We start from the raw sequence: 25,475 nt of genomic DNA on the forward strand, positions 1-25,475 counted from the left end.
AGCGCATAATGCCCGTTCCTCCCCCTTGGAGGAGCCCGACAGTCCCGCCTCGCCCCCCTTCGAGGCGGGGCTGACTCGGCGGGTACAAGCAGCCATCGTTAAGATGAAGCGTTCGAAACCGGCCGCTTCAGTTGATGCGTCTAACATCTATCTGACTGTGGAAATTGCTCGACCCGTGCGCCGCTTGGGCTGCGCGCTGTAAAAAAGGGCCGGCTTAGTAGCCGGCCCAAGGGGGAGTTTCTCCATGAAAAACTCCGGGTCGCTCCGTTACGTTCGAGAAACCCGACGCAATAAAATCGCTCATGACGAATTTTGAGAATTGCTCAACACTATCTCGAACGAATGATGATCCAAAGATAACCAATCAATACATGGGCTGACCTTCGGCTGGCGATACACTGCCGGAGCCTCGGGCCCTGACCGATCCGCCAACCAGATCTAGCAGGTTAGATGTCGTCCACGAGATGGCCCGCACTATATTCGATGCGGTATTTGCATAACTGCTCAATATTTCTGTCTGCACTGTCATGATTTGAGCGGGTGCATCGCTGGGCAGAAAACCAGTCAATACTTTCGAACAGCTTTCCAACAGCTTCATTGAACAATCCAAACCATGCGACATGAGAGCCAACGCACTGTCGGAAGGCGCACGTCCTGCGAAGACGCACCATTGACGCTCCAAATGCATCATCTGGAAATTCGCGGCGGCCGCGACATGGGGTTCAAAGATATACTCCGCCTCGTCATCCGCCGCCATGCGTTGCGCTGTCAAGGTGCGGCTCTCAGGTGACGGCCGTCGTGAATGCCTCTGGTCGATCATTTGGCGGGTGTCGCATAGGCATGGATCATGCGCGAAATTCTGCATCAACTCGACGAATGTTGCGAGACGATCGGCACTCGGTCGTCACATCGGCACTTGATCCTATCGGTTCACCCGAGTTGGAAAGCCTAAATCCATATATGGCTTCAACTGCGCAGAGCAGCGACGGCGAATAATGTTTCAAAGAAATATGTTTCGCCATGGGAATCATTTACTCCATTGACCATGTGTCATTTGGTCCGCGATCGAGCTAACGACCGCGACCATCCTCATCAAAGTATTAAATAAATTGATCTTAACGGCGCAGTTGAACGAAATGATGATGATCGATAGGATGTCGATAAAATATTACCATCATCCGATGATATAAATTACAATATCTTCAGAAATTTTGCCGTTCATCCGCCTTGGTAGATTTCGATTTTTCTCACTTTCCGTAAGAGAAATTCCTTGAGAAAGGCATTAGAGTCAACGAATAAAAAAGCAAAATTTCGAGGAAGTTTATTATAATTTGTTAAAAGGAATTTATAATTTACAGACGTTAAATCTTATTTCAGAAGTAAAACTTTGAAATATGAGGACTTTCGCGGGACTTTGACGCCTTGTTCCGATTCCGATGGCTGCGGGCCAGGGCCGATTGAAAAAACCGGTCCGCCATGACGAATGCCATCATCCAACGGGAAGATGAAGATATGCCGAAGAGAAGCCGCCGACTTCCGCCAGATGATCCCAGTCCGGTATCAGGATGGTCCGCTTGTGCCGCTGGATAAGTCCACCAGATTCCAGCATTTTCACGGTGCGATTGATATGAACGGTCGTAAGGCCCAGCGCATCGCCCAGTTGCTCCTGCGTCAAGGGAAGCTCGATCTTGCAGCGGTTCCCCAGTCCGGCATGTTCCTGGCGCAAACCCAATTCGCAAAGGAGATGAGCGATCCTTGAACGCGCGTTCCGACGACCAATGCTCACGATCCATTCCTGAATGATGGATGCATCGGCCAACGAATCAATCCATATGGCTTCCGCCACCGCGGGCCGGGAACGCATCAGTTCAATGACCGAACTTGTAGGGATGTCAGCGACCTTGGCGGGCGTAAGCAACTGCACATTCTGGGCGGCACGCCGCAGCATCGAAAAATGAAGGTCCACAAAGTCCCCTTCAACATGAAAACCGATGATCTGCCGTCCGCCGTCCGCCAAAAGCCTGTACCGCTGCGCGAAGCCGCTCAGAAGAAGAGTGCAATGAGTGGGAATTTCGCCTACCCGAATAAGATGCTGACCAGCAGACGGCGCCCTTATGGAAAAGGGTAAGGAGAGGATTGCGCGCCGGTCCTCATCCGTGAGAGGAGCCCTGTCCCTCAGCTTGAGGAACAGGCGCTGAAGCGTGTGCTTCTCGTCAGCCATCTCTGCCTTCCTCTGGAATGCGCCAACAGGAAGCGGAAGAAACGGTATCACAACAATTTCGAAGCGATCCGGTTCCGATCCGACATGCCTGTTTTCGGCCGTACACGCCCCGTCCCCGATATTGAATAGGCGGGGCTTATGGCTATAATCCCAAGTTCCCCAGCCCGGTTTAGCCAAGCGACAGGACTATGCTCCATTCTCTCCTTTATATCAGCGAGAGTCGCCTTTCGATCCCGGCGGAGGAATGGCAGATCGACGCGATCGTCGATGTATCGCGCAGCAGGAATTTCATCCTCGAGGTGACGGGCGCCTTGATGTTCACCCACTCCAACTTCGTTCAGGTTCTGGAAGGGCGGCAAACCGCCATTAAGGAGTTGATGGCCAGCATCAAGCTGGATCCCCGACACTGCAAGGTGAGGGTTTTGGAGGTGGAGCCTATCGCATCCCGACGGTTTGCCACCTGGTCCATGGCCTATGTGGGCCCAGCAGCTCTCGTCGAATCCAGCCTCAAGCCGCTGCTGACGACCGGCGCGGAGGGTCTCGATCCATTTGCGACGCAGGACATGATCACATTGCTACGGTCGCTCGCTTCTCTTGGTCAGTGATGCCCGTTCGCAGCCGTAGAACGCCGACCGGTGCCGATTGCCGTCTGGAAGAGACTATATGCTGTGCCATGGCATATGATTGTTCTGATTTTCGTTTGCCAGGCAGGATTCATCCTCATCGTCCGGCGGACCTTTCCGTTGCCGCGACCGTTAGGGATCTTTCCATGATAGGAGCAAGCCATGAACACGCAGAGCACGATCAGCGCCTTGAACAGCCTCATCAAAACCACGCTCGATAGCATGAAGGGCTTCAGGGACGCCGCAAAGGATGCGGAGAGCACGCAATTCTCCGCCTTGTTCGCTGACTTCGCGCGCGAACGGAGCGAAGTTGCAACCGCGCTTCAAACCGAAGTCAGGCGCTTGGGCGGCGACCCCGAAAATGACAGCAGTTTCCTTGCCGCTGCCCATCGCAGCTTCATGGATTTGAAGCAGGCATTTGCCGGCAAGGACGACAAAGCGATCATCGAGGAAGTCGAGCGAGGCGAAGATTATATCAAAGGCAAATATGAAGCGGCCCTTCGCGATACCAACCTTGAGACATCGGCGCGAACGGTCATCGAACGGGCGTTTCAATCGATAAAGGCCGGCCATGATCGTGCCAGCGCGTTAAAGCACAGCATCGCGTAAGGGGATAGGGCCGCTCATGACGAGTGGCCCCTTCATCTTTGTCATCAGCGCCGTGCCTTGCAGCGATGTCCGTGATTTCAGTCGAGATGCGGTTCGACCGAGACGGATTGCGCTATCAGCCTTGCATCGCCAAAAGCCGTCAGGAACGCCACGTCCGCTGCGTCCCTGCCAATACCGATCTTCGCCATGGCGGCTTCACGCGCCATCCCCGTCGCGTCGATCAAATGCCATTCGCCGCCCAGGAACACTTCGGCTACGGCATGGAAATCGGGAGGGTCTACGCCCAGGGCATAGACGCTCGCCATCCGCGCGGGAATGCCCGCCGCGCGTGCCAGGGTGATCAGCAGATGCGCATAGTCGCGGCAGATGCCCTGACGCGCGATGAAGGTATCGGCCGCCGTCGTTGTGACATCGCTTGAGCCTGGCACATAGTTTAGATGGCCGTGGATCCAATCCCGCATCGCCATGATCAGAACCCCGCCCTGGATTTTTCCAAACTCGGCATCGACGAAGGGTTTGAAGCGATCGGACTCGCAGTAGCGCGAGGAAAGCAGATAGGGCACGGTCTCGCCCGGAAGTTGATGCAGCGGCACCTTGGAAAGCGTCCGGCAGTCCGCCAGGATGCGGTTGACGGTCACGGTGGCCTGATAGTCCACAACCATCTCGCCTTGGAGGCGCAGCCAGATGCGGTCCCCGATACAATCCTGCGCCGGAACTCGGGCGACATGATCCGCCTCGGGCAGCGCCAAGGCCGTCCAGTCTATCGTCTGTTCGGGGATATCGGCTGCCTCGATCTGCAGCAGCAGATCGGTTGGCTCATCCAGCGCATAATGTAATTGGGCGTGGATGTTCAGCTTCATGTTCACCTAAACCCGCCAAGTTCGAAATGGTGCCCCAAAGACAATAACGGGAGAAGATTTGGTGAACTTGCCGGATTACGGCGCAGGGCATTTGGCTGGCGACGGTTGTTTGAGGACAACCGCCGCAACGCCTCGGGGGGTGGAAGGTCAAAACCAGCACCTCGAGAACGCGGGGCGGCTGAACGTGGCCACCTCCGATTACGGCCTGGCATTTCCGGGCGGCCGGGTGCGAATTTCCTATAACCCTCACGCCTCCTCAAGGCTTGAGGGCGCAAAAGCGATTAAGAAACCGTAGATCGGTACTGCAGGAGTAAGCTGTTCGATATCATCTTTTCGAAAAACTCGTCCTTTTTACTAACATAGTTTAAATGCTGATTATATTAGTTATGATCTGCGCTAACTTCGGCAATATACGAAATTTATCGTGCATTTTCCAAATACATCACTTTAACTTCAATTGGGGGAAACTGGATCGCATCCTATTTGGTTAAATCGCTGCAGCCAGGAGAGCAGCGATGGAAAACCACAATGAAGAACGGGCGACCTGCGTTCCGATTTACGCGACGATGCCATCGCGCGCAACCTGACCTCGCAGCGGGTTTCGGACGCCAGTTCGACCTGTTGAAGCACCAGCGCCGGATCGCTGCGGCTGGCAAAGGTCGTGACGCGAGCGGGAAGAGGGTTGGACGGTGAAGCCATAAGGCTGAAAGCCGCGGCGAAACGGTTGGTTCCCGCTGCCCCGTGTCGGAAGCGGGAGCGCCTCCCCGCGGACGCCCAGCCCCTGATCACGAGTTTCCCATGCTTACCATCCACTTTTTCAACTCGCAGTGGAACGTGGCGCTTCCGCCGGGTTCACGCCGCGTCAGGAAAGTCCGTGGAGCGCGTCAAGTCCTCCCACGCGTCCATCTCCTCAATGACGGCATCCATTTTCTCTCGCGCGCGACGGAGGGCGTCGCTGCCAAGGAGGAGATGCAGGGGCGGCTTTTCCGCATCAGCGATCTTCAGTATGGCCATGGCCGCGCGCGCCGGATCACCGAGTTGGCGCCCGGCCATCGCGTCGAGATGGGCGACCGACTTGCCCACGCTTTGGTCATAGACGCTCGCGACCTGGCTGCGACGGATGCTGTGGTCGCTCAGGAAATCAGTGCGAAATCCGCCAGGCGCGATCGCAGTGGCCTTGAGCCCCAGCGGCGCGATCTCCTGCGCAAGGCTTTGCGTCATGCCTTCCATTGCGGACTTCGCCGCAGCGTAGAGGCCCGAGGACGCCGTAGGAGCGCGTCCCGCAATGGATGTGATGTTGATGATGTGGCCCGCGCCCTGATTACGCAAGCAAGGTAAGGCCGCCCGAATGACGGCGAATGGGCCAAAGACGTTGACCGCAAACAACCGTTCCAGTTCCGCGTCCGATACCTGCTCCAGCGCGCCCAGCAATCCATAGCCTGCATTATTGACGATCAAGTCAATATGACCGCCTTTCTCGAAGGCCTTTGCGACGATGGGCGCGACCGATCCGGTGTTGGCGATGTCCAACGTCAGCACGTGTAACGTTCCGTTGCCGGGCGCGATGTCCGGGCTGCCCTTACGTACTGTTCCAATGACCGTGTCGCCGCGCGTCAGCGCTGCCTCCGCCAGTGCTTTGCCCAGCCCGCGCGAGATGCCGGTGATGAACCATGTCTTCATATGCTTTCTCCTTCGGCCGCCCATATGGCGCGGCATCCCCGCGGAAATAATCGCCTGATTTCTTTGCGAGCTTGTAAGCCTGGCTTAACAATGCTGAAATGCACCCATGATCCACCCCAGCGAGTTTGGTGCCTTGAGAGCGTTCGCCACCGTCGCCGGGCAGCGCAGTTTCACGCGCGCAGCCGAGAGTCTGGGCGTGTCCGCCTCCGCGCTTAGCCAGATGGTCCGTGGGCTGGAGGAGCGACTGGGCATCCGACTCCTCCACCGCACCACACGCAGCGTCTCTCCGACCGAGGCTGGCAGCGCGCTGTTGGCAGAAGCGGCACCGGCATTGGCGAGCCTGTCGGATGCGTTCGAACAAGCGCGCCATGCGGGCCGTCGCCCGGCAGGGACGGTGCGGCTCCACTGCTTCCACGCGGCGGCCGAGATGTTCGTGGCGCCGATCCTGCCCGGCTTCACGCGCGCCTATCCGGATGTGCTGCTGGATCTCACGATCGACGACACCGTCATCGACATCGTGGCAAACGGCTATGATGCCGGCATCCATATCGGGGAGGTGGTCGCACGCGACATGGTTGCGTTGCGGCTAGGCGGCGACATCCGCCAACTAGCCGTGGCGGCGCCGGGCTATCTGGCCGAGCATGGCACCCCGCAAAATCCCCGCGACCTGCTCAACCATCGCTGCATCCGCTGGCGCTGGCCGGGTCGCGAGACGCCCTATGCCTGGGAGTTCTTTGAAGATGGGCGCTGGTTCTCCGTTGCCGTCGAAGGGCCGCTGATCACCAGCAGTCGCGCCTTCACCCTCGAAGCGGCCCTTAGCGGCGTCGGCATCGCCTTCCTCAAGGAGGAGGCTGTAGCGGGGGCCATCGCAGAAGGGCGACTGGTCCCGCTGCTCGAACGCTGGTCGGCGCCCTTCCCGGGTTTCTATCTCTGCTACCCACGACAGCGGCAGATGGCGCCGGCGCTCAGAGTGTTGCTGGACGCTATCGTAGCACCCTTCGCCGGCCAGAACTGAGGAGGGCGCCGGTTGGGGGAGCCGACACCAATCAGGAAAGAATTGCCCGAGAAGAATGTGATCAATAACCTGTTTGGATGGTGAACGCGTTACGCAGCCTTCTCGAAATCGATCCCTCGATCCGAAGGGTCGATGCCTATGAGGGCGTTTTCGATGACTTCATTGCTTTCAGCGGCGGCTGCCGGGTCACGGATATCGCGCAAATCGCCAAAGGGGTGAAGAATGCCGACTATGTGCTGGAAGCCGATGAGGCCCGCCTGATCATCGAGCTGAAGCAAATCAGCAAATACGACCGGGTCAAATCGGTTGACGAGTATTTCAGCGATTTGCTGCGACAAGGCAGGATTATCTCGCCGCCGCCGATGGGATCCCGCAAGCTCCATATCGGACCGGGTTCGCTCAGTCCCTCAGAGTGGACGCGTTTCCATCGTGAATTTCGTCCCCGTATCCCTAAATCTCTCGACACGGCAGCGCGGCAAATCAAAGCGACCCCAAAAATCCTGCCGCTCACGACAAAGCGCACGATCGGCGTCGCCATACTCGTCAACACGGGCGATTATAACTTGCCTGTCGATCTCATGTTCCGAATCGTTGAGCGCCACGCGAAAGCGAAATGGAAAGTCGGTCGGTTCAGCTCGCTCGACGCCATTCTCTGCCTGTCGATGGATATGCTGAAAAATGGTCAGCATCCATTACATGGTCGAGCGATCGCCCGCGATGCCGCGGACAAGCAGGTCGCAGGGAGCGCTTATTATCTTTTCGACCGGTGGGTGCACTATGGCGCTGCCGCTGTCGGCGCCTCTGTGCAGTTCACGCCAGGCCTGCTGACCGCTGATCCCTTCCAGCTGGGTGGTGGGATCGACGGCAAGATCCGTCTTACTTAAGCAACCTGACCCGCGAACCCTGTTTCATGGATCATGTATGCGTGGGGTGGGCGTTGCCGTTCTTCCTACGCCGACGCTGGACGCAGACAGAGATATCGTCAATTCGGGCCTTTCCCTCTGCTTTACGCCAGCCGTGCAACACCGCTTGATCAGGCGGAAGAACGCTATGGTTGAACCTCATGGCAATTTTTGCCATAAAGGATTTTGGAGGTAATGCCGATGGCGACCATGAATGTTTCCCTGCCCGATCCCCTCCGGGATTATGTGCAGAGCCGTATCGACAGCGGCCAATATGCCAGCGTCAGCGACTATGTGCGCGATCTGATCCGCCGCGACCAGACCATTGTCGCGGACGAGGAACGATGGCTGAAGGACCTTGATGCCTCTATCGAGGAAAGCCTGACAGAGATGGCAGCCGGAGGCGGCCGCGACCTCGATGAGGTTTGCGACGAAATCATTGCCGATATTCGGACAGCCGCCGACAGCCAGCAGCATTAATGCGGGTTCGGTTATCAACGCAGGCCATCCGGGATCTGCAAGCCATCAGAGAGTGGATCGCGCCAGACAATCTGGGACGAGCGGTGACTTTCATCCAGGAACTGCGCGATGTGATTGCCCGTATCGGAACAATGCCGCACGCTTTCCCGCTGATTCCGCGCTATGAGCGGCATGGCATCCGTCGTCGCTCCTACAAGGGCTATGGCATCTTATATTCGGTGCAACCCGATCGCCTGTTCGTTCATCGCATCATTGGTCCCGGCCAGGACCATGACCGTGCCTTGCGCCTGAACTGAACGCGCAGCGGAAGATCGGGCGCGGGACGCGCGCGCTCATTCTTTGTGGTCGCATCATGTGTGCAGAAAACCCGATCCAGCGAAACGGGACGGCATGACGCGGAACCCCGGTATCTGAGGTTCCGCGCAAGCCCATCAATCCTTCTTGGGCGACGCCTTCCGTCCCTTGGATCCCTGCCCCTTCCGCTTCTGACCGAGGCCGATCGTCAAGGCGAGATCGCGCCGCGTGGCAGCATAGCTTGGCGCGACCATCGGATAATCGGCGGGCAGGTTCCACTTCCGGCGATAATCGTCCGGCGTCATCTGATAGTGGGTCATCAGGTGGCGCTTGAGCATCTTGAGCTTCTTACCGTCCTCCAGACAGATTATGTGGTCGGGCTTAACCGATGAGCGGACCGGCACGGCGGGCTTCAGTTCTTCCTGCGCCGGGGCGGCGGGCGTGCCGAGACCGGAAAGCGCGCCATGCACCTGGGCGATAAGCCCCGCCACCTCGGGCACCGGCACCATATTGTTCGACAGATGCGCCGACACAATGTCCGCTGTCAGGGTGATCAGGTTATTCTGCGCTGCCAGCAATTCGTCCGTCATCAAGCACTCCAAACAGGATCAATGCGGCCCCCTTGGCATATCGGCCAGCCAATACCAAACCGCCATCGCCCTCGATCGCAATATCCGCGCCCGCGTCAGGAATCGTCGCCGAATGGTCGAGACGGCAAATCCGGCTCGACGGAGCGGCACGCGGATCAGGCCCGCCCCCGCAGGGGAGACGCCCTGCTTTCCCTCTCTGCATGACGGGTATCAGAGCAACAGATGCCGAAGACCAGGAGGAGAAGGACCAGGTCCGAGGAACTCCATCTCCGCCACCATGCCATGAGACCGACGGACCGTTGCCGTTTCAGCCGGGCGAACCTTTCAGGATGAGATGGGCCGAACGCATGTAGAGGCCCAACTCCTTGTCACTTCGCAGCAGCCGGTCCAACAGATCCTTCATGTCGGCCAGGTCCGAATCGGGCCGGAACGGTCCTTCGGGTTGCTCCCCCATGACGAGCACGCTCAAGCAGAGCGCCTTCTTGACGAGATGGAGATCGCGCTGTTCGAACAGGGCCATAAGGCTTCTCCCGGCGTGGCATGGCGATGTAGCATGATCCGGGCCGATTGTTGATCGGCAGCTCTCGACAGACCCCCTGACGGATAGGAAATTGGGTGAAGGACGGCCGATTCACGGACGATCAGCGGCGTCATTCCGCCCGCCCAAAACAAAGCCGCCGAACCCGAATGACAAAAGCCCCGCCTCCCAAGGGAAGAGGCGGGGCCGGTTCAGAGGCGGCCATTATGCTCAGCCCGGGTCGTCCCTGCACTGGCTATTATGGACTATGACGGACGGCATAAGGCCGGACGCCTGCTTGCCGCCGTCACGACAAGATATATGTGCCTTCCCCCGGCGTCCGGGCGGGCATATGGTCCTCGCCCCACGACTCGCAGAAGAGGTCGTCATGAGAACGTCCAATGACGCCGACTTGTTGTCCCAGCCGCCGCACGAGACACGGGATGCGATAGTTCCAGAGGAACGGTCTGAACTCATCACCGTCCAAAGAGAATTTCTCATTCGGAGTTACGCCCGGGCCATGGCGACGATGCGCCCTCCTTCCATTTTCCACTGATCATTCAAGGCCGGCACAAGAGGCCTGGAACTCATTGCATTCCAGAAAAGTCATGCGCCGCTTCGTCAAGCCTGGGAGGCAAGGGCGTCGCTATCCGGCCGCCATTGCCATGAACGACGGTCTCACGGGATAGCCCATCAGGTTGGCGGGAGGATCGGAGGTCTCAACGGCGGTCGTTCAGCGCCACGGTCAGTGCGACCGCCGACATGCCGCGGCGGCTCTCCCCTGCTGCGAAATGTGCCAAAAGCACCGCCGAACCTCCCGGTCGACCAGGACTGGCCGCTTGGCCTGCCCCATAGCTGGCGGGTCAGTGCGAAATGCTCGGCCCTGAGCCGAAATCGGCTTAGGAGCCGAAGGCTGAAATTCCGGGACGCTTGCCTTAAAGCACAGCCTACCCTATCTTACCTTCGTCTTACTTTGGAGGGCGCCATGGGCGTGCAGGAACGGATTACGACGACGGTGTCGACCAAGGGACAGGTCATCTTGCCCAAGGCGATCCGCGAGCAGCGGCATTGGCCTGCCGGTACGAAGCTGATCGTCGAAGAAACGCCGGAGGGCGTCCTCCTAAAACCTATGCCGATCTTCGCACCAACCGACATTGATGCCGTTTTCGGTTCGCTGCGGTCGACTAAGCCTGCACTGTCCATCGATGCCATGAACGCGGTCATCGCCAGGGAAGCGAAACGACGTGCGCGGGATTGATACCAATATCGTTGTACGGCTGCTGACCGCCGACGATGCGGAACAGGCGCAAGCCGCCCGACGAGCCATTGAAGGCAAGGAGATTTTTCTCGGCGTGACGGTGCTGCTGGAGGCGGAGTGGGTTTTGCGCGCGGGTTATGATTTTAAACCCGCCCAGATTGCCGGCGCCTTGCGCGGGCTCGCCGGCCTGCCGGGTATGACCGTGGAGGAACCGGCTCAACTGGCGCTGGCGCTGGAGTGGATGGAAGGCGGCATGGATTTCGCCGACGCCCTTCATCTGGCGCGATCGGACCATTGCACGGAATTTCTGACCTTCGACCGCAAATTGGCCAAACGTGCCAAGGCTCTGAACACGATGCCGGTCGTCATTCCCTGATTCTCCATCTGGCGATCGGCATTCCCCCGAGGTTCCGAATGGGGCGCTTCCATGACGGAAGCGCCCATTTCATAAATCAGGACAAGAGCCCCATGCGACTGCTCGCCGTGCGGAAATGCTCGCCGTCCAGTTCGACTCCAAGAAAAACGCGCCCACATGTCCGAGCCGCTTCCAGCGTCGATCCCGAGCCACAAAAGGGATCAAGCACGATGTCGCCAGGCGCGCTGAATGTCTCGACCAATGGCCGCAAAATTTCCACCGGCTTCTCGGTGGGATGGCGCCTGTTGCCGGTATAACGCGGCCAGTCGATCACGTCAGGCAAAGCATGCGCCGGCTGCGCTGGCCGCCCCTTCGCCAGCAGGAAAGCCTGCTCATGCTCGTAGCGCAGGAAGCGCGTCGATGAGGCATAATGTTTGCGGAAGACGATATGACCGACCGGGACAAGCCCGACCGAACGCCAGGCCAGCACAAATTTTTCGACCGCGCTCCAGCCGTAGAAGCTGATGGCGAAGCTGCCTGGCTTCATCACGCGCGCGATCTCCGCAAAGGCGGGGCGAAGCCAGTCGGAATTATCGTCGTTGGCGACCGTGCGTCCGTCACGCGAACGGTATCGGCAGATATAGGGCGGATCGGTCACGACAAGATCGACCGCGCCATTGGGTAGCGCTCTCAATTTTTCGATACAGTTGCCATGAGCAATACGGTTGCGGGGAATGGGCCACCTCTTGGCCTGAGAATCGGTTGATGGCGCCTTCTCATGCGGTGTCTTTTCCATCTCAAAGCTCCTGATGCTGGGTCAGGCACCGTCATCGGCGCTTGGCCCCTGCCTCGCGGCGAGCAGCAGGAGAGAGGGGGGCAACGACAATCTGCCGGGGTGGTGCGGGCGCAGGCGCCGCCGAGCCACGGCCCGGCCGATTGTCGTTGCGGGGGAGAGAGGACGGCGTTCTCGTTCCCTATTCAAGATCAGGAAACGGCGCGGATCGCGCCGCAAGGAACGAGGAAATCAAGGCATTTGGCACCTTTGCCCGTGGTTCTCGGCGCCTGAGTGGAAGGTTACCAATCTCCCCCCTGCCCGACAATTTCGAGCCGCAAGCGCCACTATGCCTGCGATCCTTCTTGCCGCGTCCGACGCCCATGCTATCGCCGCGACTGGCGAACCTACCTCCTATTGAAATGGTCGCCCCCAGCCTGCCGGCCACTCAGAGATGGAAATCCTGTTCCGCCAAGCCGACGTTCATCATCGTCTATTTTTTGGAGGCGGGATGACATTTGGCTTCTCCAAAAGAAGCCAAACATCCTATCAGTGGTTGCTGGAGAGTGCCGAACCTAGAGGTGAAAACATGGATCGAACGGTAATCCTGACGGTGGTCGGCAGCGACCGACCCGGCCTCACTCGCGCGATAGCCGATGCGGTATATGCGGCAGGCGGCAACTGGCTGGAGAGCCATCTTTCGCGGCTCGGCGGAAAATATGTCGGCTCGGTGTTGGTCGAACTGCCTGAAGAGCGCCTGGATGAACTTGCAAAGGCCGCACGCGGGATCGATGCGTTCGGGATCAAAGTCGACATCATCGGGTCTGCCAAAACGGACGAGCGAACAGGACAATCGCTGACAATCGAAATCGTCGGGCAGGATCGCCCCGGGATCGTTCGTGAAGTGACCACCGTACTCGCTGGGCTGGAAGTCAATATCGAGGATTTTGCTACTGCCATTGAAGGCAGCGCATGGTCCGGCGCGCCGCTGTTTAAGGGGAAAATGAAGCTGTTGGTTCCGGAGAATCTCTCCACCGACATAGTATGCGAGGCACTCGAAGGCATATCGGGAGAGATCATGGTCGATTTCGCTACCGCTGCGAACTGAACTAAGGTCTAACGGGCGGGATCGCGGTTCTGCAACGCCGACGTGCTCGGTAGAGTCAGGAAGTGGCGCGGTGTCGTGCGGCGCGCCTGTGGGGCTTGCCAGACGGTCCGTTTCCACTCCCTGCTCATCGAACCGGACGTGCAGATCTCCCGCATCCGGCTCTCGGACAAGACATCACGCCTTCACCCACGGCGGGCTGCGGCCAAGTCCGCCAGACGCACGAGCCCGAAGCGCTCGTACAGCTCAGGGCCGTGATAGGCTCCCTCTCGCTTTTCCATGCTGCTGAAAGAGAAAGGAGCCCCGGCGGCTGGCTCGGGGCTCCCCTTTCCATCCTCACGAGCTTCCCCGAACGAGGCCGACGATCATGCAACGCAGATGGGCGCCCTCAGGTTTCCGGCAAACGCTCGTTGCCGAAAAGTTACGGGCAAATGCGCAAATCGTCCGCACCGAACTCTCGCTCAGGCGGCTTCGCGCTCGGCCTCGTGCCCCGAGCAGGCCGCCATCTGGTCCTTGACCGCGAGCTTCAGCTTCTTGAGCCGGCCGATCAGGAAATGGCGCGGAAGGGGACGCTTCTCCTCCTCGCGAATTTCGGCTTCGAGACGCGCATGTTCGCGCTCGAGGTAGCGCAGATAGTGGTCATTCATCGTCGAGTTCCTCATGTTCGATGATGGGACCCGGCTGCAGCCGGGCCCTTGGTGTGTCAGTACTCCAGCTCCGGCATCGCGGCCTTTGCGCCCTTGTCATCCTTGGGCGCTTCGGCGACGAGCGCCTCGGTCGTGATCAGCAGCGAGGCCACCGAAGCGGCATCCTGAAGCGCGGTGCGGACCACCTTGGCGGGATCGATCACCCCGGAGCCGACCAGATCTTCATATTGGCCGGTGGCGGCGTTGAAGCCCCAATTGTAGTCCTCGCTCTCCAGGAGCTTGCCGACGATGAAGGCACCATCCTCACCGGCGTTGTCAGCGATCTGCCGTGCCGGCGCGCGAAGTGCGCGGCGGACAATATCGATGCCTGACTGCTGGTCGTCGTTCGCCGCCTTGAGGCCGCCAAGCGCCTTGAGCGCGCGCAGCAGCGAAATACCGCCTCCCGGCAGAATGCCTTCCTCGACCGCGGCGCGGGTGGCGTGGAGTGCGTCATCGACGCGATCCTTCTTCTCCTTCACCTCGACCTCGGTCGCGCCGCCGACGCGGATCACCGCGACACCGCCCGCGAGCTTGGCCACGCGTTCCTGCAGCTTCTCGCGATCGTAGTCGCTCGTCGTGGTCTCGATCTGTGCGCGGATCTGGGCGACGCGGGCATCGATGTCTGAGCGGGCTCCGGCACCATCGACGACGGTCGTATTGTCCTTGTCGATGATGACCTTCTTGGCTCGGCCGAGCATCCCGATCGTGACGTTCTCGAGCTTGGTGCCGAGTTCCTCGCTGACGACGTTGCCGGCAGTTAGGATCGCGATGTCTTCCAGCATGGCTTTGCGGCGATCGCCGAAGCCCGGCGCTTTGACCGCTGCAACCTTGAGGCCGCCGCGCAGCTTGTTGACGACCAGCGTCGCCAGCGCCTCGCCCTCCACGTCCTCGGCGATGATAAGGAGCGGCCGGCCCGACTGCACTACCTGCTCGAGCAGCGGGATCATCGCCTGCAGGTTCGACAGCTTCTTCTCGTGGATGAGAATGTAGGGATCGTCGAGCTCGACCTTGAGCTTCTCCGCGTTGGTCACGAAGTAAGGCGACAGATAGCCGCGATCGAACTGCATACCCTCGACGGTTTCAAGCTCTGTCGCGAGGCTCTTGGCCTCTTCGACCGTGATGACGCCCTCGTTGCCGACCTTCTCCATCGCCTCGGCGAGAATGCGGCCGACTTCCTCGTCGCCGTTCGCCGAGATGGTCGCGACCTGCGCGATCTCGCTGTTGGCGCTGACCTTCCGCGCGTGGGCTTCGAGGTCCTTGACCACGGCGCCGACGGCGAGGTCGATGCCGCGTTTCAGGTCCATCGGGTTCATGCCTGCCGAGACGGCCTTTGTGCCTTCGCGCACGATCGCCTGGGCGAGCACGGTCGCGGTGGTGGTGCCGTCGCCGGCCTTGTCGTTCTGCTTCGACGCGACCTCGCGCAGCATTTGCGCGCCCATGTTCTCGAACTTGTCCTTGAGTTCGATTTCCTTGGCGACGGTTACGCCGTCCTTGGTGATGCGCGGCGCGCCGAACGATTTCTCGATGACCACGTTGCGGCCCTTGGGCCCCAGGGTCACCTTCACTGCGTTGGCCAGCGTATCCACGCCGCGCAGCATGCGATCACGCGCGTCGGACGCAAACTTCACTTCCTTGGCAGCCATTGCCTCGTCTCCTTTCTTCGATTTCCTTCCACGTGTCAGAGGATGCAGGTCGCTGTCAGGCGGCCTGCTTGAGCTGGGCCGCGGCCTCGATTACGCCGAGGATGTCGCTCTCCTTCATGATGAGCAAATCCTCGCCGTCGATCTTGACCTCGGTTCCCGACCATTTGCCGAAAAGCACGCGGTCGCCCGCCTTAACGGCGAGTTCAACGAGCTTGCCGCTATCGTCGCGCAGGCCCGCGCCGACGGCGACCACTTCCCCTTCCTGCGGCTTTTCCTTGGCGGTGTCGGGGATGATGATGCCGCCCGAGGTCTTCTCCTCGGCTTCGATGCGGCGGACGACCACACGGTCGTGCAAGGGGCGGAAATGCATGCATAACCTCCAGATGCAAAACTGAGATGTGATAGACCTGCCGATCCTTCGAACGACAGGTGACGCGGAATTAGGAAAGGTCATTTTTTGCGTCAAGATGGTGCGCGAAAAAATTTGGCACTCGTAAGCGCTGAGTGCCAATGCCAGCGTTATCGGCTTGCTGTTGGACCAATTTCCCCTCTTGACTCGACTCGCCGGCGTTCCAAAATTCGCAGCGTGGGCCCGCTGCGCCCGCAGATGAAAAAGGAGCGACACAAAGGAAGGAGGCACAGCCATGTCGCAGCCATTTTCGCGTTATCTTCATCCCTTCGACGTTGCGCACAACCCGAGCCTCGAGCCGGAAGTGAAGCGCGCCATTCTGGCATCCTGGGCGTCCGACCGCGCCGCGGTGCGCGACCATCCCGGCCTGCGCAAGCCGCCCGGCGCCAGGCGCGCGGTGCCGATCGATGACATCCTTGCCGCCATGCATTCGATCGACAGGCCCTTGGAAGGTCACCGCCCTTCGCCATGAGCCGCCGGGATTTTATCGTGCAGCTAGAGGGCCGTCGGCTGACGACGGCTCAGATCCACTACTACCGTCCCGATGCGCCTTCGCTGCTGCAACTGTTCGTCTGGCAGGAGTACGATCTCGCGCCCGATTTTCCAGTGCTGTTCGAGTTTCTCGAGCATTGGCGGCGCGAGATCGAGGCCGCGCTGCACTCAGTGTGCATATCGCACGAGGGGATGATCCGCCCCACCAAGTGGCGTGCGGTCGATGGCGTGATCGATATCCGGTGACGCGCAGTCTGCTCAAGCGGTGGCGCAAGCCGAAGCCGGACGACGTGCCGGTACGTCTGCCGTTTAGCAACATCATGGAGTTCGCGATCGCGCTTCTGTCGATCACCCCTCGCGAACTGCGAGCGCTGGGGTGGACCTTTGCCCAACGCAAAAGGCTGCTCCATCACATGCTGGCTTGTGGCCGAGCCGCCGAACAAACTGGCCACCAAGCAGATCGAACTGCGCTTGCCCAAGAAAGACCTTGCCCGCTTGCAGCATTTCGCGGTGCGCGAACTGCCCAAGGCGGCGAGCAACACGGCCGTTATCGACCGCGTGCTCACCGCCCTCGACCAGGCATGGCATCGACACGAGCGTCCATCGCACGCTGCAAGCTCTGGCAAGCAGTCCTCGCCCACATGAAGCGCGCCCCAGGTTATGCAGACCTGCGATCATCGTCCTCATTGGCGGCCGCGCTGGCACAAGGGAAATTGCCGCAGCACAAGGCATGCGGGCCCGTGGGCCAGCAGGAAAGCTCGGGACCCAGGGCATCGGGGAGAGCGGGACGGATTTGGCCTGGCGATCGTGCCGTCCGGCATTCGAAGATGAGACCCTGCCTCTGACAATATCGCTCGGCCGAGGCGCGGTCGGGAAAGCGTAGCTCGATCGTCGCGAGGGGATCGCCTCCGCCGGTCCAACCAATCAGCGGGTCGGCGACCGGGCCCCAGCGCGGCGCGAACCTGACCCGCCATCGATTTTGGCGGCGCCGGCCGCCGTTTGTCGTCAAGGCCAGCGGCTCGATGATCGCATTGGCGCCGTGCGGGAACGAGGTCGCACGCGCGACGGCAACTGCATGGTTGTCGTTGGCCGAAGGCCCGGACTCGAAAGTCCGGGCCCGGCCCTCAGCGGGCGCCGCCATTGACGGGAATCCGGCGGATGTTCTGTTCCGCCGCCTCCGTTCTGGGCAACGTCACCGTGAGGACGCCGTTCTTGAAGGTGGCCGCAACCTTGTCGCGGTCGATGCCTCTGGGCAGGCCGATGCGGCGCTCGAAGCGGCCGTAGCTGCGCTCCGAGTAGCCGCGATCCTTGTCGTCGACTTCGGACTTCTTTTCGCCGCGCAGGGTCAAGGCGCCGTCTTCGACGAAAATCTCCACGTCCTGCTCGTCCATACCCGGTAGTTCCGCCGTCACACGAATTTCCTCGTCGGTCTCGCCGAGCTCGAGGTGGGGCCATCCCGACAAGCGGTCGAAACCGGCAAAGGCGGGCATGCCGAAGTTGCGGAAGACATCGTCGAAGAGACGGTTCACGTCGCGGTGGAGCGACTGCAGTGGATGGGTGTCCCTTTCCCGTTCGGCGCTCACCGGAACGGGCAGCCGGTTTTCCTGCCGGCTCCAGGGAATGAGATCACGAATTGCCATGATGACATCTCCTTTTCTGGCTGGATGAAAGGCTGAACCTGCCGGCCGCCGCGCGCGGGGGTGTGTCGGGAGGCGGCGCCGGCAGGCCAGTGGACGCGGCTTAGGCAGGCTCGCTCGCTCTTTCCTTCACCTCGCCGAGTCGCTTGCTGTCGGACGCATTGCCGCCGATCTCGATCCGACGCGGCTTCATCGCCTCCGGCACGACGCGCGTCAGTTCGATCGACAGGAGGCCGTGCTCGAAGTTCGCGTTGCCGACCTCGATGAAATCGGCGAGCTGGAAGCGCCGCTCGAAGGCCCGGGCCGCGATACCGCGATGCAGGTATTCGCCCTTGTCGGCGTCATCGGCTCGCTTGCCGGTCACCGAGAGCAGGTTCTGATGCGCGACGATCTCGATATCCTCCGGCTTGAAGCCGGCGACCGCGACGGTGATGCGAAAATTGTCGTCGTCGAGCCGCTGGATGTCGAAAGGCGGATAGCCATCGTCCTCGCGCGCGCCCGCCTCGAGCAGGTTGAACAGCCGGTCGAAACCGACCGTCGATCGGCGATAGGGGGTAAAGTCAAAGTTCGGTCTCATTTCCAAATCCTCCAAACGAAGCAATTTGGGCATGAGATGCGCCGGTAACCAAGAGCCGGCGCTCTCGATGTCCAACCGGACCCGGTTTGGCGTCCGGTATCATTGAGCTAATTTCAGTCTCGCGGCTTTCAAGATGTTTCGGCCAAAAAAATGAGCAGGGAGCGGACACTGCGCTGCCGAGGCGATCCAAGAGGAAATTGCCGATCTATTAGGGCTGACCGCTGTCCACGTCAACCGCATGCTCCACGAGCTTGAAGGCCGTTCGCTTCTTCGACGTACCGGCAGAGACTTCATGCTTGACCTGCCAGGGATGGAGGCGATGAACATGATCGCATCGCGGACCTATGTACAAAAACCGCCATGGCTTCCTTCAGCATAAGCATGAACCGCAATTGACTAAATGGCGGTAGCCCTCATCGACCCTTCTCCGTCGCTCAGCGGCCGAGTTGCTCTTCTCAGTAGCGGACACCTCACTACCGCGCTGAGGCCGGGCATTATGTCCGCTATGTCGATGGGTTTCGGGCGCCGGCAGGCGTACGAAAGCCTGACATGTACGACCCGCGGTGGCTTGTCGAAGGTCTATGAGGATTTCGCTTTTCGGACAGCCCTGGGGAGCCATTGATCTGTTATGAAGCCGCCGTCGTTGGATGCTGACGGGTGATATCGCCACCAGTTGCGACGCCTTTTTGGGCAAGAGTCAGCGGCGAACAGCTTCGATAGGGACACGGCGTAGGTAGACAGCGCGAGGAGGCTTTTGACCCGGAGCACGGTGCCCACGAGCATTGTTACCGCCTTGCCATGCCGGGTCATGGCGCAATCTCCCGGGTTAGTAATGCAGAGAACGGCGGCGGCCGGGGCTGTCGCCAGCGCTCGAAGGCCTCGATGATGATCATGCGCCCACCGCAGCAGGGACAGGGTGGACGCAGGTCGATGGGTCTTCCCGTTTCGTTCTGTTCGGGTGTCGGCGGGACGACGTCGAGCAGTTCGCGGGCACGCGCGAGACTGGTTTTGCGCGAGGAACTGGCGAGCAGGCCATAGTGGCGGATGCGGTGGAAGCCGCGTGGCAGGACGTGAAGTAGGAAGCGGCGGATAAATTCGTCGGCACTGATCGTCATGATGCTCTGCCGTTCGTCGCCGGCGTGCCGATAATCCTTATAACGGAACGTGACGTCCTGACGGTCGAACGCGACCAGGCGTCGATTCGAGATGGCAACCCGATGGGTGTAGCGCGAGAGATAGGCCAGTACGGCCTCGGGACCGGAGAAGGGCGGCTTGGCATAGACCACCCAGCGCTTCTTTCTGACCGGTGCCAGATGACGCAGGAAGGCTCGCTTATTGGCGAGGCCGACCATGGATCCGAAGAAGGCGAGCTTGCCGGTGCGGTGCAACTGGATCAGCCGGGCGAGGAAGAGACGGCGGAACAGTGCGCCCAGAACCCGCACCGGCAAGAGAAAGGCGGGGCGCGAGGATATCCATCGCGTCCCGTCCAGCGCAATACCACCGCCCGGCACGATCATGTGAACATGCGGATGGTGTGTCATGGCCGATCCCCATGTGTGAAGTACGGCCGTAATGCCGATGCGGGCGCCGAGATGTTTCGGATCGGCCGCGATCGTCAGTATCGTTTCCGAGGCCGTGCGGAACAGCAGATCATAGACGATCGCCTTGTTCTGGAACGCGATATCGGCGACCTCTGCCGGCAGCGTGAAGACCACGTGGAAGTAGCCGACCGGTAACAGGTCAGCCTTACGCTCTGCCAGCCAGGTAAATCCGATCACCATTTCGGCTCATGGGCAGGAAAGCCCCCGGTTGCAGGCACGGCGGAAGAAATCGCGCGTGACCTTGCGCCTCATGCGTGGCAGCGCTTGTCCGCTGGCGAGGGGACCAAGGGCGCACGGCTTCATGACTGGGCTTACTGTGAACTCGCCGATCTCGAAGCCGATGAATATGATGAGACGAAATCGGGCCTTTGGACCCGCGGTCTTCTGATCCGCCGCAATATCAGCGACGGCGATCTCGCTTTCTTCACAACCTGGTGTCCCGCCGGGACAGACATCCAGGCGCTTGTGTCCGTCGAAGGCCATCGCTGGGCAATCGAAGACGGCTTCGAAACCGCCAAGAACGAACTCGGCCTTGACCACAACGAAACGCGATCATGGCATGGCTGGCACCGCCACGCCACTAGGTCGTCGAGCGCTCATTCGCACGGGCTACTCGTTCCCCCGACTCGTCAAAGACTATGAGCGTTACGTCCAAACTCTCGCCGGACTGCATGTCGCCGCCATCGCCCGCATCATGATGAAACAGGCTACCACAATCCGGCAGGTGCATAACAGCTCCGGGCGCGGCCCCTCATGCAGCGCCCAGCATAATCATTCGGGCTGGACGGACAACTGTATCAGATGGCCCTTGAAAGCGAAGGGCGTTCCATATTCCGCAGAAACCGGTGTGCCGGTGTCCGATCCGACGTCGAAGGTCTCGCTTAGCGAAATGATCATTGGGATCGTGCGGGGGATGCGACCCTCACCGACCTGGATTCCGTCAGCCAACAGGTCGGCTGACCCAGCCTTTCCGGCTCCGCCGCCATCGTAGCGAAAGCGCAGATTGATGTCATGCTGACCCGGGGTCAACGACACAGCGCCCTTGATTTCCGTCGTCTCCAAGCCAAGCATATTGTAGGCGAACGTTGGTATCCCGTTCCTGATAAATAGCGAATAACCGCCGAAGCGGCCACCCTGGGCAACAAGCACGCCATCGCCGCCGCTGGTCGGGATGTCGACCTTGGCGGCGATCTCGAATGAGCGGTTCAGGATATTGGGTGCCTGCGCAGATGGAACGCGGTTGACCGGCATGGTGTAGGTGAAGACGTCCCGCGAGACCTCCGCCCACGGCGGACGTCCGCCCTGAGGAATAAGCGGATAGACCTGATTGCGATAAGCTTCCCGATCGAACATGGCCTGCAGTTCGCGCAGCTTTCCGGGGTACTGCGTGGCGACATCTGTCGATTGACTGAAGTCGGCGTTGAGATCGTAGAGTTCCCAGTGCATCGCAGCCGGGTCGAACGGTCGCCAAGGGGCTATTTCCCAAGGCATCCTCACTGGTGTGACCGAGGCCAACCAACCTTCGTGGTAGATTGCGCGGCCATGGCAAAGTGCAGCGCATGAGCCTGCATGTCGGTGAAAAGGCCGCGACCAATTTCCGCATCGAAGCGACCAATCCCGGAGGCCACAGTTCGGCTCCGGTGCGTGACAATGCGATTTACGAACTGGCCGACGCACTCGTCCGCATCCGCGACCTTGAATTCCCAATGATGCTGAACGACACCACCCGCGCCTTCTTCTCTCGCCTTGCCCGACGCTATCCCCCAACAGGAGTCTGGCGTCTCCGATTCTGCGGTCTCCCAGTGCTAACTGGTAAGTTCAAGACACTAGGCTAGCCCATCGTCGAAGGTGAGCAATGCCTCGCAACATCATCGCTCCCAATCGATCGGCAGCAGGATCTCCCCCGGTGTCCGTCATCTGCATCTCACGCGATCATCACGATCCCACATCAACCTTGGAAAATTGGAGCTGGCGGGTATGATAATTGGAAGTCCAAGGCCGTGAAGCGACAGCCCCCCTGAGCCTCTGATCGGAGGGTAAGTCTTGGCAAATTTCGGCTTTCAACGAGTGCGACCTTCGTATGGCGAGGGATTATTCCTCCCCGCAGTTCGCAGAAGTCAGAATATGTTCGCCATGCGCGAACATATCGAACAATCCATAAACCGTCTCTTGCTTTCAGTTTATTTTTCTATAGAAATGTTCGCTATGAGCGAACAAAATCGGCAACCTCTTCAGCGCCTTCTAACCAGCCTGCCGGCTGGACCGCTGGTTGATGCCGCATGGCTGAAGGCGCAGGGAATCTCCCGGACATCGATCCATGACTATGTACAACGCGGCTGGCTCGAACGTGTAGCGCCTCGCGTTTATCGCCGGCCGACTGCCGCTAGCGCAGCGAAGCCTCCTCGCTGGGACATGGCTGTAATGTCGGCCCAGAGAACTGCAACATCGACGTTCCATGTCGGCGGTCTGACGGCGCTCGAGTTGCTGGGCCAAGGACATTATGCCCGCCTTGGCGGAGAGCGCTCGGTCCACCTTTACGATCCCCAAGGCACGGCTCCGTCCTGGCTATTGAGGCTTACGACAGACGCGACCCTCGTCATGCATAAACGCGCCTTGTTCAGCGATCCACTGGCTGGCCTGGAATGGCGCCGGTTCGATCTTGGCACGGAGCGGTTGGGCGTCGCGATGCCCTCGCCAGACGCCAACGAACCCTGGGACTATTTCCTGCGCGTCGCGGGCGCCGAACGCGCCGCAGTTGAGTTGGTCGATGATGTCCCTCAGGGCGTTGGCTTCGAACATGCTGACACGATTTTTCAGGGTCTGACGACCCTGCGACCACGGCTCGTCACCGCACTTCTCGAAGGTTGCGCCAGCATCAGGGCGAAGCGCCTCTTCCTTTTCTTTGCCGATCGTCATGATCATAGCTGGGTCAAGCATATTGATCGCCGGAACATCGATCTGGGCCGGGGCAAACGCCAACTCGTGCCCGGCGGACGATTGGACCCCCAATACCAGATCACCGTCCCGCAGAGCTTTGCCGAAAAGCCAGCGGACTCAGTGCAATGACCGCTCAGCGCTACGCTGATCAGGTCAGCCTGTTGGTGCGGGCCATCCCCGAGATCGCGCGTGAGGAGATGTTTGCGTTGAAGGGCGGCACCGCCATCAACCTGTTCATCCGGGATCTCCCACGCCTGTCAGTGGATATCGACCTCGTCTATCTTCCGATCGCCGATCGCGCGACATCGCTGGCTTCCGTCCGCGAAGGCCTCGAACGCATAGCATCGCGTCTCGAGCGCAGCGGACACATGACCGTCGAGCGTCGGCTGCTACCTGACGGGAAGCGCCTGATCGTTCAATCAGACCGCGTCATGATCAAAATCGAGGTTTCTCCAGTGCTGCGTGGCACAGTCTTCCCGCCTGTGGTTCGCGCGGTGTCTCCGGCCGTTGAGGAGCGTTTCGGCTTTGCAGAGATGCAACTGGTATCCGACGCCGACCTTTACGCAGGGAAGATCGCCGCCGCGCTCGACCGCCAGCACCCGCGCGACCTCTTCGACATCCATTTCCTCTTTGCGAACGGGGGCATCAGCGACGAACTGTTCCAAGCGTTCCTGGTCTATCTCGTCAGCCATCCGCGCCCCGCGCACGAACTGCTCTGCCCTCACCGGCTCAACATCAGTGAGCAATATGGGGCCGAGTTTATCGGCATGACCGTCGCCGACCTCCCGCTCGATGCGCTTCTGGATGCGCGCGAGCGCCTCGTGCAGGAAATCCACGCACGCGCACTCCAGCCGGCCATGCGCAAGTTCCTTATTTCGTTTCACAGGCTTACCCCGGACTGGAACGCGGCTGGCTTCGACCCCGGGATTGCAGAGCTTCCGGCGTTACGCTGGAAGGCCGTCAATCTCGAACGACTCCAGCGCGAAAATCCGGTCAAGTTCGCAGAACAGCTACAGGCGCTCGAAAGCTGCCTTGGGTCAGGCCCGACCAGCGCAGAGGGTATGTCGAATGCATGACACGACGACTGACCTTGAAGCGCTTGCGGTACAGCTCGTCGCCAGCGGCCGCTACAAAGTGCAGCGCCGGCTGGACAGGCGCACGGTCATCACGGCGCCTGATGGCACGCCGACGAGACTTGGTCTGTTCGTTGACGTGGAAACAACTGGGCTCGATCCCAAGAAAGACGAAATCATCGAACTGGCGATGGTACCCTTCACCTATGGGCTGGATGGCCGCATTTTTGAAATACGTCCATCGTACCAGCATTTCCAGGAACCCTCTGCGCCGATCTCTTCCGCAATAACGGCGATCACCGGCATTACCGACGAAATGGTCGCAGGTCAGCGCATCGATCCTGCGGAAGTTGCATCCTTCGCGAGCGCAGCCGCTTTGGTTATTGCCCATAATGCCGAATTCGACCGGAAGTTTGTCGAGCGGCTGAGCGAGACATTCATTACCAAGCCATGGGCCTGCTCGATGACGCAGGTGGATTGGTCGAACGAAGGTCATGAAGGGACCAAGCTTGCGTATCTCGCGTTGGGTGCGGGCTTTTTCTACGACCGCCACCGTGCCGAGAATGACTGTCTCGCCGCCATCGAGCTGCTGGCAACGCCTCTCCCAAGGTCTGGCATTACCGGCATGGCGCGCCTGCTAGAGCGCGCACGGCAACCGAGTTGGCGGATCTGGGCCGAGGGCGCGCTTTTCGATCTCAAGGACATACTGAAATCACGCGGCTACCGATGGAATGGCGAGAACAACCCGAACCCGCGCGCCTGGTATATCGATGTCGAAGAGGTCCAACGCGAGGCGGAAATCGAATATCTGCGCAAGGAAATCTACCTGCGGGAAGTTGATCTGCTGGTTCACAAGATGGATGCGTACAACAGATATTCAGATCGCTGCTAACGCCAAGAATGGCCGTTTCCCGAATGGCGGCTCGGCGATAAATGGTTCAGGAAAGCTGCCAAGAGAAGTTTAAGAAAACCTAATGGTAAGGTATTAGGTCGAAGTAGTCATTTCACCAATTTGCGACATTCCTACGGTCGAGAGATTACATGAAAGCGTGACATGGAGCGATATCGTCCAGTAAGCTCAAATTTTTCTCCTTTATGCCTGTAGACTGTTGCTTGCCCCAGTCGCATAGTGCCAGCCC

The 25,475-nt window shown here is 59.8% G+C and carries 31 protein-coding genes and 3 pseudogenes; 19 read left to right on the top strand and 15 right to left on the bottom strand.

Annotated elements, in window-relative coordinates; genetic code table 11:
- Positions 1–364 precede the first annotated feature (364 nt).
- On the bottom strand, positions 365–757 hold the full coding sequence (locus tag HUK72_RS25800) for a hypothetical protein (RefSeq protein WP_218036295.1): 393 nt from the start codon (positions 755–757) through the stop codon (positions 365–367).
- Between the two features lie 732 nt (positions 758–1,489).
- Positions 1,490–2,221 (bottom strand): Crp/Fnr family transcriptional regulator, encoded by a 732-nt coding sequence (locus HUK72_RS25805; protein WP_176599328.1) that lies wholly within the window; start codon positions 2,219–2,221, stop codon positions 1,490–1,492.
- A gap of 188 nt (positions 2,222–2,409) precedes the next feature.
- Here HUK72_RS25805 and HUK72_RS25810 point away from each other — a divergent pair, with 188 nt between their 5' ends.
- Positions 2,410–2,826 (top strand): BLUF domain-containing protein, encoded by a 417-nt coding sequence (locus HUK72_RS25810; protein ID WP_176599329.1) that lies wholly within the window; start codon positions 2,410–2,412, stop codon positions 2,824–2,826.
- Positions 2,827–3,006: 180 nt separating this feature from the next.
- Complete coding sequence (locus HUK72_RS25815; protein ID WP_176599330.1) at positions 3,007–3,453, top strand: PA2169 family four-helix-bundle protein; 447 nt, start codon at positions 3,007–3,009, stop codon at positions 3,451–3,453.
- Between the two features lie 77 nt (positions 3,454–3,530).
- On the opposite strand, the gene HUK72_RS25820 is transcribed toward HUK72_RS25815, so the two are convergent.
- The gene (locus HUK72_RS25820; RefSeq protein ID WP_176599479.1) at positions 3,531–4,313 is read right to left on the bottom strand and encodes a transglutaminase family protein; all 783 of its coding nucleotides are present in this window, start codon (positions 4,311–4,313) and stop codon (positions 3,531–3,533) included.
- Positions 4,314–5,165: 852 nt separating this feature from the next.
- The gene (locus tag HUK72_RS25825; protein WP_176599331.1) at positions 5,166–5,993 is read right to left on the bottom strand and encodes an oxidoreductase; all 828 of its coding nucleotides are present in this window, start codon (positions 5,991–5,993) and stop codon (positions 5,166–5,168) included.
- 106 nt (positions 5,994–6,099) lie between these two features.
- Here HUK72_RS25825 and HUK72_RS25830 point away from each other — a divergent pair, with 106 nt between their 5' ends.
- From HUK72_RS25830 to HUK72_RS25845, 4 genes are all read left to right on the top strand, one after another.
- On the top strand, positions 6,100–7,008 hold the full coding sequence (locus tag HUK72_RS25830; RefSeq protein WP_176599332.1) for a LysR family transcriptional regulator: 909 nt from the start codon (positions 6,100–6,102) through the stop codon (positions 7,006–7,008).
- 77 nt (positions 7,009–7,085) lie between these two features.
- Positions 7,086–7,892, top strand: a complete 807-nt coding sequence (locus tag HUK72_RS25835) for a hypothetical protein (protein WP_176599333.1) — start codon at positions 7,086–7,088, stop codon at positions 7,890–7,892.
- 219 nt (positions 7,893–8,111) lie between these two features.
- Complete coding sequence (locus tag HUK72_RS25840; protein WP_176599334.1) at positions 8,112–8,390, top strand: type II toxin-antitoxin system ParD family antitoxin; 279 nt, start codon at positions 8,112–8,114, stop codon at positions 8,388–8,390.
- Positions 8,390–8,686 (top strand): type II toxin-antitoxin system RelE/ParE family toxin, encoded by a 297-nt coding sequence (locus HUK72_RS25845; RefSeq protein WP_176599335.1) that lies wholly within the window; start codon positions 8,390–8,392, stop codon positions 8,684–8,686. The genes HUK72_RS25840 and HUK72_RS25845 overlap by 1 nt, the downstream gene beginning before the upstream one ends.
- A gap of 135 nt (positions 8,687–8,821) precedes the next feature.
- On the opposite strand, the gene HUK72_RS25850 is transcribed toward HUK72_RS25845, so the two are convergent.
- Positions 8,822–9,274, bottom strand: coding sequence for a MucR family transcriptional regulator (locus tag HUK72_RS25850; protein WP_046764592.1), 453 nt, complete (start codon positions 9,272–9,274; stop codon positions 8,822–8,824).
- A gap of 307 nt (positions 9,275–9,581) precedes the next feature.
- A complete protein-coding gene (locus HUK72_RS25855; protein ID WP_046764593.1) occupies positions 9,582–9,794 on the bottom strand; it encodes a hypothetical protein in 213 nt (70 codons plus the stop codon).
- 982 nt (positions 9,795–10,776) lie between these two features.
- Here HUK72_RS25855 and HUK72_RS25860 point away from each other — a divergent pair.
- Positions 10,777–11,049, top strand: coding sequence for an AbrB/MazE/SpoVT family DNA-binding domain-containing protein (locus HUK72_RS25860; RefSeq protein WP_176590706.1), 273 nt, complete (start codon positions 10,777–10,779; stop codon positions 11,047–11,049).
- The gene (locus tag HUK72_RS25865) at positions 11,036–11,425 is read left to right on the top strand and encodes a type II toxin-antitoxin system VapC family toxin (protein WP_087576244.1); all 390 of its coding nucleotides are present in this window, start codon (positions 11,036–11,038) and stop codon (positions 11,423–11,425) included. Before HUK72_RS25860 ends, HUK72_RS25865 begins: the two co-directional genes overlap by 14 nt.
- A gap of 76 nt (positions 11,426–11,501) precedes the next feature.
- Here the strand turns inward: HUK72_RS25865 and HUK72_RS25870 are convergent, their stop codons facing one another.
- Positions 11,502–12,200 (bottom strand): DNA methyltransferase, encoded by a 699-nt coding sequence (locus HUK72_RS25870; protein ID WP_176599336.1) that lies wholly within the window; start codon positions 12,198–12,200, stop codon positions 11,502–11,504.
- Positions 12,201–12,630: 430 nt separating this feature from the next.
- On the opposite strand from HUK72_RS25870, the gene HUK72_RS25875 reads away from it, so the two are divergent.
- The gene (locus HUK72_RS25875) at positions 12,631–13,284 is read left to right on the top strand and encodes a glycine cleavage system protein R (RefSeq protein WP_255326025.1); all 654 of its coding nucleotides are present in this window, start codon (positions 12,631–12,633) and stop codon (positions 13,282–13,284) included.
- A gap of 458 nt (positions 13,285–13,742) precedes the next feature.
- Here the strand turns inward: HUK72_RS25875 and HUK72_RS25880 are convergent, their stop codons facing one another.
- From HUK72_RS25880 to groES, 3 genes are read right to left on the bottom strand one after another with little or no spacing between them, the layout of a single operon-like run.
- Positions 13,743–13,928: a YdcH family protein gene (locus HUK72_RS25880; RefSeq protein ID WP_046764598.1), complete on the bottom strand. Its 186-nt coding sequence runs from the start codon at positions 13,926–13,928 to the stop codon at positions 13,743–13,745.
- A 56-nt stretch (positions 13,929–13,984) separates the two neighbouring features.
- Positions 13,985–15,610, bottom strand: coding sequence for a chaperonin GroEL (groL, locus tag HUK72_RS25885; protein WP_176599337.1), 1,626 nt, complete (start codon positions 15,608–15,610; stop codon positions 13,985–13,987).
- Between the two features lie 55 nt (positions 15,611–15,665).
- On the bottom strand, positions 15,666–15,980 hold the full coding sequence (gene groES, locus HUK72_RS25890; protein ID WP_087576271.1) for a co-chaperone GroES: 315 nt from the start codon (positions 15,978–15,980) through the stop codon (positions 15,666–15,668).
- Positions 15,981–16,254: 274 nt separating this feature from the next.
- On the opposite strand from groES, the gene HUK72_RS25895 reads away from it, so the two are divergent.
- The 3 genes from HUK72_RS25895 (at position 16,255) to HUK72_RS27535 (ending at position 17,156) form a co-directional block, all read left to right on the top strand.
- Complete coding sequence (locus HUK72_RS25895; RefSeq protein ID WP_046764601.1) at positions 16,255–16,491, top strand: hypothetical protein; 237 nt, start codon at positions 16,255–16,257, stop codon at positions 16,489–16,491.
- Complete coding sequence (locus tag HUK72_RS25900; protein ID WP_046764602.1) at positions 16,488–16,757, top strand: usg protein; 270 nt, start codon at positions 16,488–16,490, stop codon at positions 16,755–16,757. The genes HUK72_RS25895 and HUK72_RS25900 overlap by 4 nt, the downstream gene beginning before the upstream one ends.
- Before the next feature lie 177 nt (positions 16,758–16,934).
- Positions 16,935–17,156, top strand: coding sequence for a hypothetical protein (locus tag HUK72_RS27535; protein WP_255326026.1), 222 nt, complete (start codon positions 16,935–16,937; stop codon positions 17,154–17,156).
- A gap of 13 nt (positions 17,157–17,169) precedes the next feature.
- Here HUK72_RS27535 and HUK72_RS25910 read toward each other — a convergent pair whose 3' ends face one another.
- The 3 genes from HUK72_RS25910 to HUK72_RS25920 all read right to left on the bottom strand — a co-directional run bounded on the left by HUK72_RS25910 (position 17,170) and on the right by HUK72_RS25920 (position 18,725).
- Positions 17,170–17,652, bottom strand: coding sequence for an NADH dehydrogenase ubiquinone Fe-S protein 4 (locus tag HUK72_RS25910; RefSeq protein ID WP_176599338.1), 483 nt, complete (start codon positions 17,650–17,652; stop codon positions 17,170–17,172).
- On the bottom strand, positions 17,636–18,151 hold the full coding sequence (locus HUK72_RS25915; protein ID WP_046764604.1) for an Hsp20/alpha crystallin family protein: 516 nt from the start codon (positions 18,149–18,151) through the stop codon (positions 17,636–17,638). Before HUK72_RS25915 ends, HUK72_RS25910 begins: the two co-directional genes overlap by 17 nt.
- A gap of 100 nt (positions 18,152–18,251) precedes the next feature.
- A complete protein-coding gene (locus HUK72_RS25920) occupies positions 18,252–18,725 on the bottom strand; it encodes an Hsp20 family protein (RefSeq protein WP_046764908.1) in 474 nt (157 codons plus the stop codon).
- A gap of 196 nt (positions 18,726–18,921) precedes the next feature.
- Between HUK72_RS25920 and HUK72_RS25925 the strand changes: the two genes are divergently transcribed.
- A complete protein-coding gene (locus HUK72_RS25925) occupies positions 18,922–19,104 on the top strand; it encodes a helix-turn-helix domain-containing protein (protein WP_336952041.1) in 183 nt (60 codons plus the stop codon).
- A gap of 427 nt (positions 19,105–19,531) precedes the next feature.
- Here HUK72_RS25925 and HUK72_RS25930 read toward each other — a convergent pair.
- Positions 19,532–20,488 (bottom strand): annotated as a pseudogene (locus tag HUK72_RS25930) (IS91 family transposase); the annotation flags it as partial.
- A 3-nt stretch (positions 20,489–20,491) separates the two neighbouring features.
- Between HUK72_RS25930 and HUK72_RS25935 the strand changes: the two are divergent.
- Positions 20,492–20,908: pseudogene (locus tag HUK72_RS25935) on the top strand (IS701 family transposase); the annotation flags it as partial.
- 2 nt (positions 20,909–20,910) lie between these two features.
- A pseudogene (locus tag HUK72_RS27750) lies at positions 20,911–21,035 on the top strand (IS5/IS1182 family transposase); the annotation flags it as partial.
- 62 nt (positions 21,036–21,097) lie between these two features.
- On the opposite strand, the gene HUK72_RS25940 reads toward HUK72_RS27750, so the two are convergent.
- Positions 21,098–21,772, bottom strand: coding sequence for a hypothetical protein (locus HUK72_RS25940; RefSeq protein ID WP_176599339.1), 675 nt, complete (start codon positions 21,770–21,772; stop codon positions 21,098–21,100).
- 113 nt (positions 21,773–21,885) lie between these two features.
- Here HUK72_RS25940 and HUK72_RS25945 point away from each other — a divergent pair, with 113 nt between their 5' ends.
- From HUK72_RS25945 to HUK72_RS25960, 4 genes are all read left to right on the top strand, one after another.
- A complete protein-coding gene (locus tag HUK72_RS25945; RefSeq protein WP_176599340.1) occupies positions 21,886–22,161 on the top strand; it encodes a peptidase dimerization domain-containing protein in 276 nt (91 codons plus the stop codon).
- A gap of 289 nt (positions 22,162–22,450) precedes the next feature.
- Complete coding sequence (locus HUK72_RS25950) at positions 22,451–23,392, top strand: type IV toxin-antitoxin system AbiEi family antitoxin (protein WP_255326027.1); 942 nt, start codon at positions 22,451–22,453, stop codon at positions 23,390–23,392.
- A complete protein-coding gene (locus HUK72_RS25955; protein WP_176599341.1) occupies positions 23,389–24,339 on the top strand; it encodes a nucleotidyl transferase AbiEii/AbiGii toxin family protein in 951 nt (316 codons plus the stop codon). The genes HUK72_RS25950 and HUK72_RS25955 overlap by 4 nt, the downstream gene beginning before the upstream one ends.
- Positions 24,332–25,228: a 3'-5' exonuclease gene (locus HUK72_RS25960; protein WP_176599342.1), complete on the top strand. Its 897-nt coding sequence runs from the start codon at positions 24,332–24,334 to the stop codon at positions 25,226–25,228. The genes HUK72_RS25955 and HUK72_RS25960 overlap by 8 nt, the downstream gene beginning before the upstream one ends.
- Positions 25,229–25,475: the final 247 nt, after the last annotated feature.

The sequence above is a fragment of the Sphingobium sp. 15-1 genome, assembly GCF_013375535.1.
Classification (GTDB): Bacteria; Pseudomonadota; Alphaproteobacteria; order Sphingomonadales; family Sphingomonadaceae; genus Sphingobium; species Sphingobium aromaticivastans.

What these genes read in the sequence shown, in the direction of transcription:
- HUK72_RS25800 (WP_218036295.1), bottom strand. Translation starts at nt 757, where the DNA reads ATGGCGGCGGATGACGAGGCGGAGTATATCTTTGAACCCCATGTCGCG.
- HUK72_RS25805 (WP_176599328.1), bottom strand. Translation starts at nt 2,221, where the DNA reads ATGGCTGACGAGAAGCACACGCTTCAGCGCCTGTTCCTCAAGCTGAGG.
- HUK72_RS25810 (WP_176599329.1), top strand. Translation starts at nt 2,410, where the DNA reads ATGCTCCATTCTCTCCTTTATATCAGCGAGAGTCGCCTTTCGATCCCG.
- HUK72_RS25815 (WP_176599330.1), top strand. Translation starts at nt 3,007, where the DNA reads ATGAACACGCAGAGCACGATCAGCGCCTTGAACAGCCTCATCAAAACC.
- HUK72_RS25820 (WP_176599479.1), bottom strand. Translation starts at nt 4,313, where the DNA reads ATGAAGCTGAACATCCACGCCCAATTACATTATGCGCTGGATGAGCCA.
- HUK72_RS25825 (WP_176599331.1), bottom strand. Translation starts at nt 5,993, where the DNA reads ATGAAGACATGGTTCATCACCGGCATCTCGCGCGGGCTGGGCAAAGCA.
- HUK72_RS25830 (WP_176599332.1), top strand. Translation starts at nt 6,100, where the DNA reads ATGATCCACCCCAGCGAGTTTGGTGCCTTGAGAGCGTTCGCCACCGTC.
- HUK72_RS25835 (WP_176599333.1), top strand. Translation starts at nt 7,086, where the DNA reads ATGGTGAACGCGTTACGCAGCCTTCTCGAAATCGATCCCTCGATCCGA.
- HUK72_RS25840 (WP_176599334.1), top strand. Translation starts at nt 8,112, where the DNA reads ATGGCGACCATGAATGTTTCCCTGCCCGATCCCCTCCGGGATTATGTG.
- HUK72_RS25845 (WP_176599335.1), top strand. Translation starts at nt 8,390, where the DNA reads ATGCGGGTTCGGTTATCAACGCAGGCCATCCGGGATCTGCAAGCCATC.
- HUK72_RS25850 (WP_046764592.1), bottom strand. Translation starts at nt 9,274, where the DNA reads ATGACGGACGAATTGCTGGCAGCGCAGAATAACCTGATCACCCTGACA.
- HUK72_RS25855 (WP_046764593.1), bottom strand. Translation starts at nt 9,794, where the DNA reads ATGGCCCTGTTCGAACAGCGCGATCTCCATCTCGTCAAGAAGGCGCTC.
- HUK72_RS25860 (WP_176590706.1), top strand. Translation starts at nt 10,777, where the DNA reads ATGGGCGTGCAGGAACGGATTACGACGACGGTGTCGACCAAGGGACAG.
- HUK72_RS25870 (WP_176599336.1), bottom strand. Translation starts at nt 12,200, where the DNA reads ATGGAAAAGACACCGCATGAGAAGGCGCCATCAACCGATTCTCAGGCC.
- HUK72_RS25875 (WP_255326025.1), top strand. Translation starts at nt 12,631, where the DNA reads ATGGAAATCCTGTTCCGCCAAGCCGACGTTCATCATCGTCTATTTTTT.
- HUK72_RS25880 (WP_046764598.1), bottom strand. Translation starts at nt 13,928, where the DNA reads ATGAATGACCACTATCTGCGCTACCTCGAGCGCGAACATGCGCGTCTC.
- groL (WP_176599337.1), bottom strand. Translation starts at nt 15,610, where the DNA reads ATGGCTGCCAAGGAAGTGAAGTTTGCGTCCGACGCGCGTGATCGCATG.
- groES (WP_087576271.1), bottom strand. Translation starts at nt 15,980, where the DNA reads ATGCATTTCCGCCCCTTGCACGACCGTGTGGTCGTCCGCCGCATCGAA.
- HUK72_RS25895 (WP_046764601.1), top strand. Translation starts at nt 16,255, where the DNA reads ATGTCGCAGCCATTTTCGCGTTATCTTCATCCCTTCGACGTTGCGCAC.
- HUK72_RS25900 (WP_046764602.1), top strand. Translation starts at nt 16,488, where the DNA reads ATGAGCCGCCGGGATTTTATCGTGCAGCTAGAGGGCCGTCGGCTGACG.
- HUK72_RS25910 (WP_176599338.1), bottom strand. Translation starts at nt 17,652, where the DNA reads ATGGCGGCGCCCGCTGAGGGCCGGGCCCGGACTTTCGAGTCCGGGCCT.
- HUK72_RS25915 (WP_046764604.1), bottom strand. Translation starts at nt 18,151, where the DNA reads ATGGCAATTCGTGATCTCATTCCCTGGAGCCGGCAGGAAAACCGGCTG.
- HUK72_RS25920 (WP_046764908.1), bottom strand. Translation starts at nt 18,725, where the DNA reads ATGAGACCGAACTTTGACTTTACCCCCTATCGCCGATCGACGGTCGGT.
- HUK72_RS25940 (WP_176599339.1), bottom strand. Translation starts at nt 21,772, where the DNA reads ATGCACTGGGAACTCTACGATCTCAACGCCGACTTCAGTCAATCGACA.
- HUK72_RS25945 (WP_176599340.1), top strand. Translation starts at nt 21,886, where the DNA reads ATGAGCCTGCATGTCGGTGAAAAGGCCGCGACCAATTTCCGCATCGAA.
- HUK72_RS25950 (WP_255326027.1), top strand. Translation starts at nt 22,451, where the DNA reads ATGTTCGCCATGCGCGAACATATCGAACAATCCATAAACCGTCTCTTG.
- HUK72_RS25955 (WP_176599341.1), top strand. Translation starts at nt 23,389, where the DNA reads ATGACCGCTCAGCGCTACGCTGATCAGGTCAGCCTGTTGGTGCGGGCC.
- HUK72_RS25960 (WP_176599342.1), top strand. Translation starts at nt 24,332, where the DNA reads ATGCATGACACGACGACTGACCTTGAAGCGCTTGCGGTACAGCTCGTC.